This window comes from Hallella absiana (assembly GCF_025457485.1).
Lineage (GTDB): Bacteria > Bacteroidota > Bacteroidia > Bacteroidales > Bacteroidaceae > Prevotella > Prevotella absiana.
Window position 1 is genome coordinate 1 of sequence record NZ_JAMXSP010000029.1, and the last position, 17,603, is coordinate 17,603.

Below are 17,603 nucleotides of genomic sequence, written 5' to 3' on the forward strand. Positions count from 1 at the left end.
TGGGGAATTGGAGAGGAAAAACTGGTTATTCTCGTTGAGATTAAACATAAAGCTGTAAATTTTCGGCAAAGGTCGAAAATTTACAGCTTATAGAAAAGGCGGCCTAAAATGGATGGATACACTGCAACAGCAACAATGTCTCCACCGACAGTGACGATATGTTTGTCGACTTGAACGGTTTCACCTATCTCAATGGTAATAAGCAGGAGATACGCATCGATCGCTGCTGGTATGAGGACGAGGACGGCAACGAAGTGGAGCCCGACACCATCACGGGCGAGTACTCCGATATGCCCCATGTGCTCAGTTTCTTAGGCCGTAGCTACAGTGAGGTCTTTGACATTCTGATGCAAGATTCAAAGATCATGTCCCTTATGGCACCGTTCCAGTCAGCCTACAAGAACAAGGCAAACGACCAGCTTGAGGGTATGATGGGTACGCTCCGTGTTAATGCCGCCCGTCTTGTTTCCCCTGAGGCCTACTGGGTGTTCACCGGCGACGACTTCGACCTGAAGATTTCCGACAAGTCCAACCCCAGCTACCTTGTCATCGCCAACGACCCAGAAAAGGAGCAGGTCATCGGCTCGCTCAATGCCCTCATCCTCAACCGCCTCGTTACCCGTATCAACAGCAAGGGCAACCTGCCCGTAAGTATCATCGTTGACGAGCTGCCTACACTCTACTTCCACAAGATAGACCGGCTCATCGGTACGGCAAGAAGCAACAAGGTCGCCGTCACCCTCGGCTTCCAGGAACTTCCCCAGTTGGAGGCAGACTACGGAAAGAACGGCATGCAGAAAATCATCACCACCTGTGGCAACATCTTTATGGGTGCTGCCCGTAATAAGGAGACCTTGGAGTGGGCACAGAACGACGTGTTCGGCAAGGCCAAGCAGACCTCAAAGTCCATCACCATCAACGACTCAAAGGTCAGCACCTCCATCAGCGAGAAGATGGACAACCTCGTCCCTGCCGCCAAGATAGCCGATATGGCCACCGGCTGGCTCGCCGGACAGGCTGCCCGTGACTTCACACCCACGGAGCGCAGCTCCTTCAGCGGCATCAACCTTGAGGAAAGCCCTGAGTTCAAGACCACGAAGTATTTTTGCAAGACCAACTTCAATATGGCAGAAATCAAGAAGGAAGAAGCTCAATACGTTGACCTCCCTAAGATATATGCTTTCAAGGATGCCCACCAGAAGGAAGTCATGCTCAACCGAAACTTTGCCCGAGTGAACCGTGAGATTGACGAGATGATAAAGAGCTTGCTCAACTCACAGTAAGTTATCACAAGTAATTTAAATATATATTGGTGGTTTGTGGTTACCAATAATCGAATCGATTTACTTGTGATAATCAACTACTTGTGATAATATGTGGTAATTAAAAACTTCTGATAACTTCGTACATATTCAGACATAATCCTGATTCTGCCTCGTTCGTAGCATTACAAAGCCTGTAACATCAATATTAGAAAATATTAGGCACGTGGGTAATTTTCCTCGCCTTTATTTTGTTCTATTCATTTTTTTGAGCTACCTTTGTACCGACTGAATGGCTGTTTGTACCCTCGGTTGGAGATTCGCTCTCCTATAGAGTTAACGGACAGCATTCCACGCCGTGCTGAACTTGGCAAGTCGTAAAAGACTTCACCTTGAGACGCATGTAAGTGCCAGCAATGGCATTTTGTTGGGACTTTCAGTCAGACATATGGGAAGGCGTTTATCGACGCTGTGTCTATTCTATCATAACAGGCATTTGCTAGAGCCCGGTAAGTGGAATGGACAATAGAATGATTTCACGCTTTTTCGTATGTATAGATCGGAGAATATATACAAGAAAGATCCGATATGAATTCGTCGATTGATGAAATTACCCGACAAGGCGGGAAAGAACCTTCAAGGAAAGAGCCTACCCTCAATCCTCCCCCCAAGATAGAGAAATCAGCAATTGGGGTGACCTCGAACTATATCCTAAATAAAAGATATTCCGATGACGAAAAAGAGGATAAATGGTATGTCTTAAGAATTAGATATAATCATGACGAGGATGCTTATAAAGAATTGCTATCTGCTCAAATAAAAAAGGTGTATTTTGCGACACATCAAGTTGTAAAACTTGTTCATGGGAAGCGCAAGAAGATGAAAGTCCCCCTTATACCGGGGTTACTCTTTGCGTTTTCTTCAAGAAAGGACTTGGACTACTTCATGTTTGGAAAGTCACCGATGGCAGTGCATGTGAGATATTATAGAAATAGGTCTACGGGCAAGGATGAGCAAGGATATAATGATCCAGTTACCGTTCCTGAACTTGAGATGGATAGTTTTATGAAGATCTGTGATGCTGATAATCCTTACGTCCAAGTGATTCCCCCAGAAAAGCAGCAGCACATTAGAAAAGGTGATTGGGTTCGCGTAATTGGTGGTCCTTTCAAGGACGTTATTGGCCGAACTGCTATTGTTAATAGGCAAAGATGTGTATTAGTTGATCTCCAGGGCATTTGCTCTATATCTACAGCATTCATTACTAAGGCTCTTTTGGAGCCTTTACCAACAAAAGATGAATGTAACGACAAAGTCTAATTAAGGAGAAATTCTTTCAGAATATCTAATACACATGTAAAGGTTATGGAAAAGTGGAGTAAGCATTATGTTGGAGTGGGCAAAGCAAAATGGTCTCGGCAAAGACATATCTGCTCAATAATGCACAAGTTCCTTTACAGATGAATCAAGCAGAATAAAATCTGTGTAATCCGTGCAATCTGTGAGAAGCAAAAACTTCAGTGAGAAAAGTCACACAGATTCCACAGATCTCTACAGATGAATCAAGCAGAAGAAAATCATAGCTGAAAAATCTGTGTAATCAGTGATATCCGTGAGTAATAAGAACATCTGCGTGAAATGTCCCACAGATTCCACAGATCAACACAGATGAATCAAGCAAAGAAAATCTGTGTAATCCGTGAAATCCGTGAGAAATAAAAACAACCTCAGTGAGAATAGTCACACAGATTCCACAGATCTCACAGATTAATCAAGCAGAAGAAAATCATAGCTGAAAAATCTGTGTAATCAGTGATATCCGTGAGTAATAAGAACATCTGCGTGAAATGTCCCACAGATTCCACAGATCAACACAGATGAATCAAGCAAAGAAAATCTGTGTAATCCGTGAAATCTGTGAGAAATAAAAACAACCTCAGTGAGAATAGTCACACAGATTCAACTGATCTCCACAGATTAATCAAGCAGAAGAAAATCATAGCTGAAAAATCTGTGTAATCTGTGAAATCTGTGAGAAGCAAAAACTTCAGTGAGAAAGGTCACACCGATTCCACTGATCTCCACAGATTAATCAAGCAGAAGAAAATCCGTGTAATCCGTGAAATCTGTGAGAAGCAAAAACTTCAGTGAGAAAGGTCACACCGATTCCACCGATCTCCACAGATTAATCAAGCAGAAGAAAATCCGTGTAATCTGTGCAATCTGTGAGAAATGAAAAACTTCCGTGAGATATGACAGAGAATGAGATAACCTACAAGATCCGTGGTGCCATCTACGACGTGTATAACGCCCTAGGCCCAGGCCTACTGGAGTCCGTCTATCAGGAAGCATTAGCCTATCAGCTGCGCAAGAATGGCCTCGATGTGAAAGAACAAACACCCGTTCCTGTCATCTATGATGGTCATCGTTTGAGTGCCGACTTGCACCTTGACATGCTCGTTAATGACACTGTCATCGTAGAGCTGAAGTCAGTGAGCGAGATGAAGAAGTTGTTTTTCAAACAGACCCTCACCTACCTCAAGCTCTCTCACAGACATCTCGGCATCTTAGTCAACTTCAATACTGATAATATCAACGATTCCATCCACAGGGTCGTCAATGGCTACGATTAAAGTCACACAGATTCCACAGATCTCACAGATTAATCAAGCAGCAGAAAATCATAGCAGAAAAATCCGTGAAATCCGTGCTATCTGTGAGAATATAAACTCAGTGCGAATAAGTCACACAGATATCACAGTTTTTCATAGATGAATCATAGTAGAAAAATCCGTGTTATCCGTGCAATCTGTGAGAAATAAAACATCCGCAGTGAGAAAAGTCACACAGATTCCACAGATCTCACAGATGAATCAAGCAGAATAAAATCTGTGTAATCTGTGCAATCCGTGAGAAAAAAACTCAGTGCGAATAAGTCACACAGATATCACAGATTTTCACAGATAATTCATAGAAGAGAAATCTGTGTTATCCGTGCCATCTGTGAGAAATAAAAAAGCCTCCGTGTGAGCCAATGAGCAACCAGACATTATCCTACGAGCAATCACTACTCCGTGAGAAATCACGGCACTACCTACTGTGCTACAACGCCACCTGTCCTCGCAAGGACCACTGCCTCCACTGGCTTGTCGGTCAGTGGGCATCTGATGACACGCTCTATGCCACCGTCGTCAACCCCTACCGCAAGGATGTTGTCGCTGGCACCTGCACTGACTTCTGTTCCAATGCTAAGGTCAAAATGGCTCGCGGTATGCTCAACTTCTACGAGAACATTCCTGAGGGCAAAGCCAAGGCCATCCGCAAGGCACTGATACAGCACTTCACCAAGACCAAGTACTTCAAGTTCCGCAAAGGTACCACCCCTATCACCCCTGCCGACCGTTCTGAGATTGCCGCCATCTGCCGTTCCTGCGGTTGGAATGAGCCACCCGTCTTCGACAGCTATTACGAGGAATACGACTTTTAATTTGCCAACCACGAGTCTTCCTTTGCGAAACCAACGGTTCCAAACCGAGAAGCCGATGGTTTTCCATCGGGAAACCAAGAGTTTCCCATTGAGAAACCAACAGTTTTCTATCGAGATACCAAATGGTTAATGCGTAATACTGGCTTGAGACACAACTCAATATAGATTAAAAGACTTCGATTTCACTCAGCCTAACAGAAAACGGGGTACTCGAAAGTACTTTGTTTAAAGCCGATAAGCAACAATTGGACGTTTACAATAAGTCGTAATCTAACATACATATATAATATAAAATATACTATTATGACAAATATTATACAAGGAAGACCGACCAAAAAGTTTTTCATAGATATGATAACTCGCGACATATCTATAGAAGACGCAATCATAGACTTAATAGATAATTCTATTGATGGTGCGAATAGACTAAATCAAAATTCTTATGAAGGCTTGACAATAGATATAACAATAAATCCAGATGAATTTATTATTCAGGACAATTGTGGAGGTTTCTCTCTTAAAAATGCCATCAATTATGCATTTAGGTTTGGAAGACCGAATGATGCGCCAATAGAGAAAAATTCAATTGGACGTTTCGGGATTGGAATGAAAAGAGCTCTTTTTAAAATGGGGAAAGAGTTTAGCGTAGAATCAAAGCATAAAGAAGACCACTATATTGTTAATGTTGATGTTGACAAATGGAATGAGAAGTCAGATGTGGATGGCAAGTCTTGGGACTTCGATTATGAAAATTGTAATGATGAAGGCAGGTTAAAAGCTGATGGCACATACATATATGTAAGAAAACTTAATAATGGTGTCAAGGATATTTTTGGTGATTCCGGTTTTATATCTTCAATGCAAGAAGCCATAAGACGAATGTTGAGTTTCAGTTTGGAAAAAGGTATAACAATTCGTCTAAATGGGGAAAAAATAGTTGGAACAAAATTAGATATTATTCAGTCGGACAACGTTAAACCATACATAAAATGTGGTGTAATTCAAGGGGTTAAATTTCGTATATTCGCTGGTCTTGGCGACATTGGAACAACTGACAAGTCAGGATGGTATATTTATTGTAATGGACGTCTAGTACTGGAACATGATAGGACTTCAGTTACGGGTTGGGGAGTAGGAAATATTAAACAATGGCATGTCGAGGATGTTATGTTTAGAGGTGTAGTGCTTATGGATACAGAAGAGACTATTAACCTTCCTTTGACTACTACCAAAAGAGGTGTAGATGCTTCTCATCCTGTATACATGCATGTTCTATACTTTATGAAAGAGGCTATGAGGCAAATTATTCCCTATTTAAGCCAAATTGCAAAAATGGGAGACCAAGCCAATGGATTTAGGGAAGACTTATATAAAAAAGAGAATAAAGATAGTCTTGTAACGTTAAATGAGAAAGCGTTGGACATTAATTATTCACAAGATTTTGTCTCAATTCCACCAGATGAAAATATAATTGCGGATAAGCAAAACACGCGGAGGATTTCTTATAGTGTGCCCAAAAAAGATGCAGAGAGGGCTAAGGATCATGCAGAAGTAGATACGTTTAAAGAATTAGGAGAAGAAACCTTTAACTATTACATGAGACAAGAAGGTCTAACAAAATGAACACTGCTGACAAAATTAATTATGAATTGAGACCGGCGAAGTATGTCGAAAGGAGATTAATATTAATTTCCTTGGAGCGAATAATAGGTTATTTTAAATCTACTATAGGCGCAAATTACTCATACATCGGTTTTGGAGCACTTGCTTTTACGGATTTTAAATTATTCCATCGTGAATTAGGAATAAAGAAAATGACAAGCATTGAAGGAGGAGATTATTCTTCCGAAAGACTTGAACTAAATAAGCCATATTCATGTATAAGCATAAAACGAGGTTCAGCAAATGAAATATTGCCTCAATTAGACTTTAATAATCAGACCATTGTATGGCTGGATTATGATGAACACTTACAGCATTATTTCTTTGATGATATTCATACTTGTATATCTAAGATGAATATTGGCTCTATTTTGCTTGTTACATGTAATACTGCATTGCAGAAAGGAACAAAGAGAGATAGACAGCCTCTTACAGATGGAGAATTCAAGGAAGAATATAAAGAATTAGTTCCAATTGACGTAGGTGAACATTGTTGTACAGCATCTAAATCTGCTACTACTATTTGGAAAATGTTTTATAATTATTGTAAAGATGAACTAAACGCAAGAAATAGGGTTAACCATAATGATTTAAATCTTCTACCATTATACAATTTCGTATATAAAGATGGGGCAGAAATGGTTACATTTGGTTGTGTTATAGTTAAAAAAGGTACTCATTTTGAAGATTTAAATTTGCCTAACAATAATTTCTACGGAGCAAATCAGTACAGAATTGAGTTCCCAAATTTAACTTATCGTGAAGCTATGCGTCTTAATCAAATTTTGGACAACCCTGAATTAGAAAAGAAATTATTTATTGATACAGGCATTCTTACACAAGTAGATCTTGATAATTATAAAAAATTCTACAAGTACATGCCTAATTATTTTGATGTAAGGCTATGAGAGAACTTCCTAAGCGTATACAAGCAGTCATTGATGACATTGCCGATCAATACCTTGAAAAGGATAGATATAATCGTCCTTGGATAATCGGCTTTTCTGGAGGTAAAGATTCTACGGTACTTCTTACACTTACATGGTTGGCTATGCGTCAGCTTCAAAACAAAGGTAAGGAGTTAACAAGAAATGTCTATGTAGTCTGTAATGACACCATGGTAGAAAATCCTGTTATCGAAGAATATGTTCTAAAGGTCCTAAAGAAGATTAATGAGGCAGCTGTAGAGCAGAACTTGCCTATAAAGGTATTTAAGACCCTACCAGAATTAGAAGATAGTTTTTGGTGTTTAGTCATAGGAAAAGGCTATCCTGTACCTAACAACGCTTTCAGATTCTGTACAGAGAAGATGAAGATTAAGCCGACATCAACGTTCATTGAAGACAAGGTAGCTTCTGATGGGGAGGCAATCGTGCTTATTGGCACTCGCCGTGATGAGAGTGCTCAACGTGCGAGGTCAATAGAAAAACATGAAATTAAAGGCCATCGTCTTTCCAAGCATCCTCTAAATCCGAATACATATACGTACGCTCCTATAAAGGATTTGATGCTGGAAGAGATATGGTGGATAATTCAAATGATACCTAGCCCCTGGGGATTTGACAATAACATTCTTTTCAATATATATAAGGACGCGTCAGCGGATGACTATGAATGCCCCACAATGATGACAAGTACAAAACAACCGTCTTGTGGTCAAAGCAGATTTGGATGTTGGGTATGTACAGTTGTTGTAGAAGATAAATCTATGACAGCGTTAATTAATAATGGTGTAAAATGGATGAAGCCATTGTTGGACTTCCGCAATAGACTTGTTGAAAACCGCAATAAATCTGAATATAGGCGTGACCGTCGTCGTAACAATCAAAGAGCAGTTGATGATACTGGCCACAATCAAGGAAATTATACCATAGAATATCGCCAACAGATTCTTAAAGAACTTTTAGAAGTTCAAAAATCGACTCAGCAACATAGAGGAAGTATCGAGTTGATAACTCAGCAAGAATTGATAGCAATACAAATTCTGTGGTATCGAGACGGATATTTTACTCCCACAGTGAATGACATATATAATAATGTATATGGTTATGATATCCCTAACGATCAGATTCCACTTGATGAGCGTATCCTGTTGGAGAAGAGTTGCAAAGAAGAAAGTCACTATCAGCTTATACAAGAGTTATTGGCATTGCAGAAGTCTAAGAACTTAATGATGCGTAAGTATGGTCTTCAAAACGATATAGAACATCAGCTAGAATTATTTTTGGAGAAAAACCAATGATTATAAAAAGTATAAGACTACATAATTTCCGAATATATAAAGGGGATGTCTCTCTAGACCTTCATGTGACTGACAAAAAGAATGTCATTTTGATATTTGGGGAGAATGGGGTTGGCAAGACCACGTTTTTACATGCTTTACTATGGTGCTTGTATGGCAAGATGGTTATTGATGTTGATGATTCTATTAAAAAAGAAATTAGCGAGAACGGATATAAAGCATATCTAAATTCTAATCTCAACCATTATGTTGAATTGGAAAGTGATGAAGACAAAAAGTATAGTGTACAAATAGAATTTGAAAACATCTCTATACCTCCGGTCCCTTGCAAGTCTCTTTTTGTAAGACGATCTTATGATTTAAATTCGAAAAGTGAATCTATAGACATTAAGATTGACGGACATGAAAATGAACTTGCCAAACAGATTGGATACGACATTTTCATTAATGACTTCATCCTTAGTAAGGACATTGCGAGGCTTTTTTTCTTCGATTCTGAACGTGTAGTTAATATAGCAGAGGATCAGTCAATTAATGAAAAAATTCGCCTTAGTAATGCTTTTAATCAAGTGTTAGGGGTAAAAAAATATGAGGATCTAAGATCTAATCTTCTTAATCTCAGGCAAAAATACGCAAAGGATGCGCTTACTGAAAAAGAACTTCATATATTTGTTCAATTGAAGAACGCTATAAAAGACATAGGATTCAATCTTAATGCAAAGAAAGCTTTATTATCAGAAGAAATTGCTAAACTTGCAACTTTTAAAGAAAAATATAATTCTGTCTCTATAAAGCTCCTAAAGGAAGGAAGTAATATCACGGTTGCCGAGCTCAATAAGACGCAAAAAGAACGTGAAAATCGTGAGGTTTACAACAAACATTTAAAGAAGAAGTTAAATGGTTTCCTTGAACTAGCTCCGCTAGCCATTGCTGGTGCTTTACTTTCTGACACTAAATCAGTTGTTGAACATGACTACAGAGTAATTTTGTCAAAAAACAATTTTGACAAGCAAAATGAAGTCGTTAATAGTATAAGAGTCTCCATAGGTAATTACCTTGATAATGTATTTTTTGATGGACCATCCAAAGAAACTTTAAAGGATGGAATTAATGACATTCTACAACAATATACCGGTGTGGCTATTAATGATGATACACAACTGAATATCACTAAAGAAGAATATGATGACTTTATGTCAGTATTCCATAATCTTAGTGGAACATATCAAATAGAGTTTAATAAACTGATTGATGACTACAAACAAAACAAAATAAAAATCGAAAAGCTCAATCGAAGAATTCACCAGGCGCAAGTTGAAGCAAGTGATATATATATAAAAGAGCTCAAGTTGAAAGCTAAAAATCTTCACGAACAGATTGAAGCTTGTGAACAAAATATTTCTGTGATAAACCAGGAAATTGGCTCATTACAAAATCAACTTGATAAAGTCGTTGAGCAAGCAAACAGATATGAGCATAAAGCAAAGATCCTTGAAAAAGATTCCAGGAAAAATATACTTGCTGGTCAACTTGTTAAAGAGCTAGAAACCTTCTTGAGATCTCTTAAGTTTGATAAGAAGGCTTCTATAAAGAAGAAAATGATACGCATTCTTAATAATCTCATGCACAAGCAAGACTTTATCAAAGACATAATAATAGAAGATGAGGGCAAAGTACTAAATGTTATTCTTGTAGGCAGAAATGGTGAGGAGATCAAGAAGAATACCTTGTCGAAGGGTGAGCAACAGTTGTACGCTTCTGCTCTTTTACAAACGCTTGTTGAAGAGTCAGAAATTGAATTTCCAGTATTCATAGATAGCCCTCTACAAAAGTTTGATGAACGTCATACTCAGACGATTATTACAGATTTCTATCCTCGAATATCAAGACAAGTAGTCTTGTTCCCTATTGCGAATAAGGAGCTAACAACTACTGAATATAGATGGCTTGAGCCTATAGTAAATCAACAATTTGAGATTACCAATACCCTTGAGGGATCTACAATTAAGAAGATTCATAAGCATGTTTTCGTCAATTAAAACAAGCAAGGAAAATAAGGAGGTTGTCACCAATCTTACTCATAAGTTTGGGCTTGGTGCAGAAAATGTTATAGCTCGTATAGCATTGACCTATTCAATGCAGTCGGGTCATAAATTTAAACCTTCTGATGTTAGTGATTCAGGAGGAAAGGAATACTCCAAGAAGATTCTTTTTGGTAGCTATTATAACATATATGAAGCTATGCTTTGTACTCTTTACCACATCAATTCATCAAACAAGGACATCCCCAGATACTTCAAATTGCACCTTGATGATGGACTGGAGATGATAGCATTAGACGTCAAAGAAAACCCTAATTTAATTGGCTTTGATTATTTAACAGATAAAATAAAAGAAGGTATAGATAAAATACTTTGACTCACGATATCTGTTTGACATGAATTTATCTTATAAAAACATAGAGTTACTAATTAATGAAGCGTCAAGTCTAATCCTTGCAGTCCGCAGAAAAGAGTTGATGCTTGAAATAGGGTATCTTTATATTCATTTCTTCTTTAAAATTGACGATGAAGAGGAATATGATGATGATTTTCCTGATATAGACAAAATTAATTTATCATCTTGGATAAATAGTCATGAACTTACAGATATTTCCATTTCCCGTGAAGCCCCGGTTTACGAAGATGATTATACAGGGAAAGAAGCCTTTTATAGTATGTTAGCTATTTTTTTACGTCATATTAATTCCGAGTTTGAAAATGCAGTTAAGGATTGGAAAGTCGGATATTTCGAATATAAGGATAATTACATTGAGCCAAATCCAATGGTCTATGGATTTGTCGTTACTATAAGAAATATATTTTGGGACAACAATTTACTGTATGAATGGCTGATTAGCGAAAGTAATAAATCATATCCGATTGAGGAGATAAATGAAGAAATAACTTTTCAACTTGATAACAGTCAATATTCTCTGTTCATAGCTCCAAACAACTTGAAAATAAGGAGATTAGGCTACATTAAACTTATTCTTAGTTTATTCAATGATAAGGATTTGATCCCTGAATCAAAACTTTTAAGAGAAATCAACGCTAATGCTACTTTGTATGAAAGTTATTTGAAACAATATAAAAATACAACAGGCTTAATTTTAGCAAGTAAGACTGGTAGTTCTCTAAAACCATATACAGAATTAGCACTAAGACTTCAACTTTTGAGTAAAAATTTACAGATGTTTCAAATAGGCAAGACAAGTAGGGCTTATCTGCAATCTCTTCATATAGAAGGAAATGTCTTCGAACTAAATTTAGCAGACAAAGCATTTTTTCTTGAGGCATTACTTTCTTATGACTATTTATACATATTTACTATCTTATATTATGTTTTTACTCATGTTGGATGTACGTATGAAAAGTTAAAGAAAGGTTTTCAAAAATCTGTATTGGAATATCTGCATAATGTAATAGGTGGAGGTGAAAATATACCACTTGATAAAAAATTGAAAATATTAAATGTTATAGGGCGAATCAAAAATTGGCAAAGAACAGAAGTCTATCTTGACCATATACTTATTCCTCGTCTAAATTGGCTCTATGATTTGGATATTATTAATTTAACGAATGACTTTTCATTTAGCTTAACGGTTGCAGGAAAACGCCTTATAATATGGATGACAGTCTTGCAGGATATTAATCATAAACAAACGACTAATATACAAAATGGGCTTAATGCATCAATGATGCGCATAGTCGATAGTATTTATGACTTACAATATGTTATTTATGATAGTAAAGCGTCTTCATATCTCGACAGTCTTATTGAAAAAAGCTTCTCGCTTTTTAAGACCCTTATTAGGAACAGGGTTACATTCTCCGTATTGTTAACTTATGTAAAACTACAAATGATGGAGGAATATAATATCATTATTGATGCTAACGATATTGTAGGTTATATTAAAAATAATAATAAATACATTTTAAAATTCCAACGTTCATATGGTGACGGATACCTTCAAAAAAGATAAAATCATGTTTGAAAAATTTAATCTTAAAGAAAATCCATTTAGGACTGTCCCTGCCTTAGGTAATGACGTCGTTTGGGCTGGATTTTCTGCTATAAAGAAAAAGTTTGAAAAGAGGATAAAGAAGTCAATACGTATTCAAAATTCGTCAATAGTACTTAATTGGGGAGAATACGGATCAGGTAAAACCCATGCAGCAAGATATTTTAGTAAAATAGAAATCCTGCAAGAATTATGTAATGATACTGGCAAGTCGATTCCTTTATCAATTGTAATAAATTTACCCAAAGGGAAAAATGCCGTTGGGGAATTATATCTACACATACTTGACAAACTTGATTTCAACAAAATCTTTGTAAATCTTCATAAATATGTAAATCTTGATACTTACATTGATTCTGTAACTGACAATGTGTTTATAAAAAATGTTTTAAGAACCTTTGTTAAGGCAAGTATTAATGAACAATTAGAGGATAGTTCGTATCATGTAGAGGATGTTATTAACTATCTGTATGGCCGAAGAAATACTAAACTGCTCGAACAGATTGGACTGCCGCGTTATCTAACTTCTGACAGTGACTATATTGACTTCTTGTCTGCATTTTTCTCTTTGATAACTTCAGATCCCATTAATGGATATTCGTGCGTTATTATATGGATAGACGAGTTCGAGGATATTGTGATGCAAAGTGCTTCTGTAGTAACAGTAATAAATAGTTTTATTAGGGGGGTAATGGACAAAGCCCCGAGTAATGTTCTTATGTTTATAAATCTAACGCTTACAGCATTCGCTGATAAGACAGATTTAAGTTCGTATCTTCAAGACGCTGTTAGATCACGAGTTAAGGAACAGATTGAGTTTCCTTTGCCAAGTCAAAATGAATTCATGGAATATCTTTCGGATTTACTATCTCAGTTCAGAATCACAGAAACTCAAGATGTTTATATGCCGTTCAAAACTGATATGTTGGATCAGTTAATTAGCGATCTAGGTAACGTTTCAATTCGTAGATTCAACGAGGCTCTATCTTTATTGCTCGAAACAGCTGATATTGAGGACGTAAATGAGGTAGATATGAAATTCTATACAGAGAACAAGTCTGATATTATAGGAATCGACTGGAAAAACTAATGGACGAGACTCTTGTCTTTGATGCTTGTAGCATTATTAACATAATGCGGATTGACTCTGATAACGAGTTTCTTGAAGATTGGATAAGGAACAAATCTCCAAAAATAGCAGAGACTGTTATCCGTGAAGTTATGGATAATTATAACAAAAACCCATTGGACAATGACGTTAGAGAGCGCATTAATAAAAACGCTCCTATGCTATATTGTTATCAGACGACAAATGAAGAAATTCGCTCTTTTGATCAGAATATTATGATGAACGAACTTGTAAAGTTCAGCAATCATCAGAAGAAGCCTAATGGAGAACTATTTTCAGCAGGTTTATGTTTGAAAGAGCATAAAGAAAGTGGGAAGATGACCCTATTTATTACCGATGATTATCCAGCCCATAAAGAGTTTTCTGAATATTTTTCTCTGCATCAAATTGGTTACATTATAGATACCGTAGACTTGTTACTTATCATTTATCACAGGTCAAAAGACGCATCATTCTCAAAATACCAATTAATTGAGTATATTACTAGGATGAAAAGACGTTATGGATCTGAGTATATAGAAATAATAGAGAATGTTAAAGCTATAGCTGATAAACTTGTCAACAGAAAGAAAGCTAAAGACAAGAAACTTGGATATAAACTTTATAATATTACGGAAGGGCTAGTTAAAAATCCCGAACTTGGCATTACTGAATTAAAGAAAGTAATTGTTGATCTTAATGATTACGATTCAAAGCTTCTTAAGTATAAACTCGAATCTTTAAAAGCAGATCCCCCAGCAATATTTAAAAAACTAAGTCATATAGAATATGCATTAAAGAATTTCAAGATATATAGGTCAGAAGTTTAATAGTCGAATGCTAACAAGTTATATGAGACTTTCTTCTCCTTTAATAGTTTTTGTAGGAAAATATTTCTTAATTAAATAGTAAGCGTCCAAAAATGACGTATTGCTTAAAGCCTTAAGATGCGTTACTTTTGTCCTCGACTTAAATTCATACAATTTATGGTGAGAACATCAGATTTTGAAAAGGAGCTCTTCCTTTATAAGACGGAGGGCAAAAGCCTTGCCAAAAACATCAATATGCGGCGTGAATTGGAGGCTCAGGAGACAACTTCTGAGTCTGTGCAGGAGTACCTTAAAATGGATAAGTCATGAAATACAGGGACGATGGAGAGTACAGTATCGACAATAACATTGCCGAGAGAAATGTGCGTCCGTTTACCGTAGACCGGAAGAATACAATGACCTTCGGAAGTGAGGAGGGCATCGATTGCGCGGCTACCTATAATACCATTATCCAGACTTGCCGGATGATGGGTGTGAAAGTGTTGAAGTATCTTCAGAGCTTCTTCAAGAAGTTCTCTGAGGGATGTCGTGACTACGCTCAGATGCTGCCCGGACAACTCGCTATTGATTAACAAGTCTTAAATCTTACTCAGCCTAGCATAAAACGGGGTACTCGAAAGTACTCTGTTTAAAGCTGATAAGCAACAATTGGACGTTTACAATTATTTCAGAGCTTCTTCAAGTAGTTCTCAGATTGATATCATGACTACGCTCGGATGTTGTTCGGATAAATCAATATTGATCAAAAACGCTTATTATTTACTCTGCCTAGCAGAGAATGGGGTACTCGAAAGTACCGTGTTTAATGCCTATAGGTAGCAATTGATCGTTTACAAAAAGTCATAATTTTATGATAAAAGTTATCACATATGGAACTTATGACCTATTACATCAAGGTCATATCAATCTTTTAAAACGAGCAAAGGCTCTTGGTGACTATCTTATAGTAGGTGTTACCAATGATAATTTTGACAGAGAACGTGGTAAACTAAATGTTAAGAACAACGTTCTTGAGAGAGTTGAAGCTGTAAAAAAGACTGGTCTTGCGGATAAGATAATCATAGAAGATTATGTAGGTCAGAAGATAGACGATATTCAAAAATATGATGTTGACATCTTTACAGTAGGTTCAGATTGGGAAGGGCATTTTGACTATCTTAAGGAATATTGTAAAGTAGTTTATTTACCACGCACAGAAGGCATATCTTCTACTATGCTGCGTGCCGAAAGAGACCAAGATATTAAAATCGGAATTGTAGGATGTGGAAGAGTTGCCAACAAATTCCCTAAGGAATCAAGTTTTGTAAGTCAAGTCAGTGTATTAGGAGCTTTCGATACAAATAAAGAAACTCTAAATACATTTTCAGACAGGCACAAGTGTAAGGCATTCTCTTCTTTTGAAGAACTTGTAGAAAACTCTGATGCTGTATACATTGCAACTCCACATCTAAAGCATTATGAGCAAACAAAGTATGCATTAGAACAAGGAAAGCATGTACTTTGTGAAACGCCACTCGTTTTGGACAGTAAACGAGCTAAAGAATTGTATAAGTTAGCAGAAGGCAAAAGTCTTGTGCTGCTTGAAGCCAATAAAACTGCATTTTGTCCTGCCTTTAACCACCTTGTAACGTTGATTAAAACCGGACTTATAGGTGAAGTAGTAGATGTTGATGCTTCAGAGTCAAAAGTATGGGGAGACCCAACACTTCGTGAACTTGACCCCAAACAGGCAGGTGGCAGCTTCTATGAAATGGGCTCATATCCTTTGTTACCTATAATTAGGCTATGTGGCATAGATATTAAAAATATGAATATCTATAGCAGAATGAGAAATGGCGTTGATGTTTATACAAAAGCCATTCTTCGCTACGATAAAGCTGTATGTAGCCTTAAACTAGGGCTCGGTGTTAAGACAGAAGGCAACTTGGTTGTATCTGGAACAAAGGGATATGCTTATGTACCTGCACCGTGGTGGAAAACAGATTACTTCGAATTACGCTACGAAGACCAAAACCAGAATAAGAAGTATTTCTATAGTTGGGACGGTGACGGACTGCGATACGAAATACAGGAATTTATCAGCATGATCGTGAATCATAGAAAGTCATCAGCTCGTCTCAGAAGAAGAGAAAGCATTAAGATGGCAGAATGTATGGAACACTTTACTAATAGAATAAATTTCATCGAAATATGAAAAATGCTATTGTAACGGGTGGAACTAAAGGTATTGGACGTGGAGTTACGGAAATGCTTTTAAAGAAAGGTTATAAAGTTATATCCACTTATGCGCATGATAAAGATTCAGCAATTGCATTTGAAAAAGAAATGAAGCAATGTAAATTTGATTTACAAGTAACACAAGTAGATCAAAGTGTTCGTGCACAAACTTACACATTTATAGAATCTATAAAAAAAGATTATTCTCACATAGATTGTATAGTTTGTAATGCGGGAATTACTATAAGGAAAAAATTCCAAGATAGCAAAGATTCCGATTGGGATGCAATGATGGAAGTGGCAGTTAATAGCCATTACATATTGCTAAGAGAACTATATGATATAATACCTCATGGTAGTCGTATTATATTTACAGGTAGTGAAATGGCGCTCCATCCCCATGGTACAGTCTTAGCTTATGGCGTTACAAAAAGCGCAGTTCATGCTTTAGCAATGAACCTTGTGAAAGAATTCGCAGGAACTGATACTACTGTAAATGTAGTAGCACCGGGGTTTGTCGATACTGAGTGGCAAAAGAAGAAACCACATGAAATTCGTAACAATATTTGCGATAAAACTGCGATTCATAGATTCGCAAAGGTTAGCGAAATTGCAAAAGCCTACGAATTTATAATTGATAATCCATTTGTTAATGGAACTATTTTAAATGTTGATGGAGGATATTGTTATAAATAAAATCTTGTTCAAATATTCATTCATCAATAGCAACAT

At 36.9% G+C, this 17,603-nt stretch carries 14 protein-coding genes and 1 pseudogene; all 15 read left to right on the top strand.

All coding sequences use genetic code 11. The features are described 5' to 3' along the window. Positions 1-125: 125 nt before the first annotated feature. A pseudogene (locus NG346_RS11820) lies at positions 126-1,283 on the top strand (type IV secretory system conjugative DNA transfer family protein); the annotation flags it as partial. Positions 1,284-1,850: 567 nt separating this feature from the next. Beyond that, complete coding sequence (locus NG346_RS11825; RefSeq protein WP_262288760.1) at positions 1,851-2,582, top strand: UpxY family transcription antiterminator; 732 nt, start codon at positions 1,851-1,853, stop codon at positions 2,580-2,582. Positions 2,583-3,514: 932 nt separating this feature from the next. After that, positions 3,515-3,895 carry a GxxExxY protein gene (locus NG346_RS11830; RefSeq protein WP_262288761.1) on the top strand — a complete coding sequence of 127 codons (381 nt, stop codon included), beginning with the start codon at positions 3,515-3,517 and terminating at the stop codon, positions 3,893-3,895. A gap of 401 nt (positions 3,896-4,296) precedes the next feature. Next, positions 4,297-4,749, top strand: a complete 453-nt coding sequence (locus tag NG346_RS11835; protein WP_262288762.1) for a DUF6078 family protein — start codon at positions 4,297-4,299, stop codon at positions 4,747-4,749. 303 nt (positions 4,750-5,052) lie between these two features. Then, a complete protein-coding gene (locus NG346_RS11840; protein ID WP_262288763.1) occupies positions 5,053-6,372 on the top strand; it encodes an ATP-binding protein in 1,320 nt (439 codons plus the stop codon). After that, on the top strand, positions 6,369-7,319 hold the full coding sequence (locus NG346_RS11845; RefSeq protein ID WP_262288764.1) for an O-methyltransferase: 951 nt from the start codon (positions 6,369-6,371) through the stop codon (positions 7,317-7,319). The genes NG346_RS11840 and NG346_RS11845 overlap by 4 nt, the downstream gene beginning before the upstream one ends. Continuing rightward, positions 7,316-8,653 (top strand): DNA phosphorothioation system sulfurtransferase DndC, encoded by a 1,338-nt coding sequence (gene dndC / locus NG346_RS11850; RefSeq protein ID WP_262288765.1) that lies wholly within the window; start codon positions 7,316-7,318, stop codon positions 8,651-8,653. The genes NG346_RS11845 and dndC overlap by 4 nt, the downstream gene beginning before the upstream one ends. Further along, complete coding sequence (gene dndD / locus NG346_RS11855; protein WP_262288766.1) at positions 8,650-10,692, top strand: DNA sulfur modification protein DndD; 2,043 nt, start codon at positions 8,650-8,652, stop codon at positions 10,690-10,692. Before dndC ends, dndD begins: the two co-directional genes overlap by 4 nt. After that, on the top strand, positions 10,676-11,071 hold the full coding sequence (locus tag NG346_RS11860; protein WP_262288767.1) for a DndE family protein: 396 nt from the start codon (positions 10,676-10,678) through the stop codon (positions 11,069-11,071). The genes dndD and NG346_RS11860 overlap by 17 nt, the downstream gene beginning before the upstream one ends. 19 nt (positions 11,072-11,090) lie before the next feature. Further along, a complete protein-coding gene (locus NG346_RS11865) occupies positions 11,091-12,677 on the top strand; it encodes a hypothetical protein (RefSeq protein ID WP_262288768.1) in 1,587 nt (528 codons plus the stop codon). Positions 12,678-12,681: 4 nt separating this feature from the next. Next, the gene (locus tag NG346_RS11870; protein ID WP_262288769.1) at positions 12,682-13,806 is read left to right on the top strand and encodes a hypothetical protein; all 1,125 of its coding nucleotides are present in this window, start codon (positions 12,682-12,684) and stop codon (positions 13,804-13,806) included. Next, positions 13,806-14,654: a hypothetical protein gene (locus NG346_RS11875; RefSeq protein ID WP_262288770.1), complete on the top strand. Its 849-nt coding sequence runs from the start codon at positions 13,806-13,808 to the stop codon at positions 14,652-14,654. Before NG346_RS11870 ends, NG346_RS11875 begins: the two co-directional genes overlap by 1 nt. A 305-nt stretch (positions 14,655-14,959) precedes the next feature. After that, entirely contained in the window at positions 14,960-15,226 is a 267-nt protein-coding gene (locus NG346_RS11880) for an IS66 family transposase (RefSeq protein WP_262288771.1), read from the top strand. A gap of 278 nt (positions 15,227-15,504) precedes the next feature. Next, a complete protein-coding gene (locus NG346_RS11885; protein WP_262288772.1) occupies positions 15,505-16,848 on the top strand; it encodes a Gfo/Idh/MocA family oxidoreductase in 1,344 nt (447 codons plus the stop codon). Further along, complete coding sequence (locus NG346_RS11890; protein ID WP_262288773.1) at positions 16,845-17,567, top strand: SDR family NAD(P)-dependent oxidoreductase; 723 nt, start codon at positions 16,845-16,847, stop codon at positions 17,565-17,567. Before NG346_RS11885 ends, NG346_RS11890 begins: the two co-directional genes overlap by 4 nt. Positions 17,568-17,603 lie beyond the last annotated feature (36 nt).

What these genes read in the sequence shown, in the direction of transcription:
- NG346_RS11880 (WP_262288771.1), top strand. Translation starts at nt 14,960, where the DNA reads ATGAAATACAGGGACGATGGAGAGTACAGTATCGACAATAACATTGCC.
- NG346_RS11870 (WP_262288769.1), top strand. Translation starts at nt 12,682, where the DNA reads ATGTTTGAAAAATTTAATCTTAAAGAAAATCCATTTAGGACTGTCCCT.
- NG346_RS11830 (WP_262288761.1), top strand. Translation starts at nt 3,515, where the DNA reads ATGACAGAGAATGAGATAACCTACAAGATCCGTGGTGCCATCTACGAC.
- NG346_RS11840 (WP_262288763.1), top strand. Translation starts at nt 5,053, where the DNA reads ATGACAAATATTATACAAGGAAGACCGACCAAAAAGTTTTTCATAGAT.
- NG346_RS11860 (WP_262288767.1), top strand. Translation starts at nt 10,676, where the DNA reads ATGTTTTCGTCAATTAAAACAAGCAAGGAAAATAAGGAGGTTGTCACC.
- NG346_RS11875 (WP_262288770.1), top strand. Translation starts at nt 13,806, where the DNA reads ATGGACGAGACTCTTGTCTTTGATGCTTGTAGCATTATTAACATAATG.
- NG346_RS11835 (WP_262288762.1), top strand. Translation starts at nt 4,297, where the DNA reads ATGAGCAACCAGACATTATCCTACGAGCAATCACTACTCCGTGAGAAA.
- NG346_RS11890 (WP_262288773.1), top strand. Translation starts at nt 16,845, where the DNA reads ATGAAAAATGCTATTGTAACGGGTGGAACTAAAGGTATTGGACGTGGA.
- dndC (WP_262288765.1), top strand. Translation starts at nt 7,316, where the DNA reads ATGAGAGAACTTCCTAAGCGTATACAAGCAGTCATTGATGACATTGCC.
- NG346_RS11845 (WP_262288764.1), top strand. Translation starts at nt 6,369, where the DNA reads ATGAACACTGCTGACAAAATTAATTATGAATTGAGACCGGCGAAGTAT.
- NG346_RS11825 (WP_262288760.1), top strand. Translation starts at nt 1,851, where the DNA reads ATGAATTCGTCGATTGATGAAATTACCCGACAAGGCGGGAAAGAACCT.
- NG346_RS11885 (WP_262288772.1), top strand. Translation starts at nt 15,505, where the DNA reads ATGATAAAAGTTATCACATATGGAACTTATGACCTATTACATCAAGGT.
- dndD (WP_262288766.1), top strand. Translation starts at nt 8,650, where the DNA reads ATGATTATAAAAAGTATAAGACTACATAATTTCCGAATATATAAAGGG.
- NG346_RS11865 (WP_262288768.1), top strand. Translation starts at nt 11,091, where the DNA reads ATGAATTTATCTTATAAAAACATAGAGTTACTAATTAATGAAGCGTCA.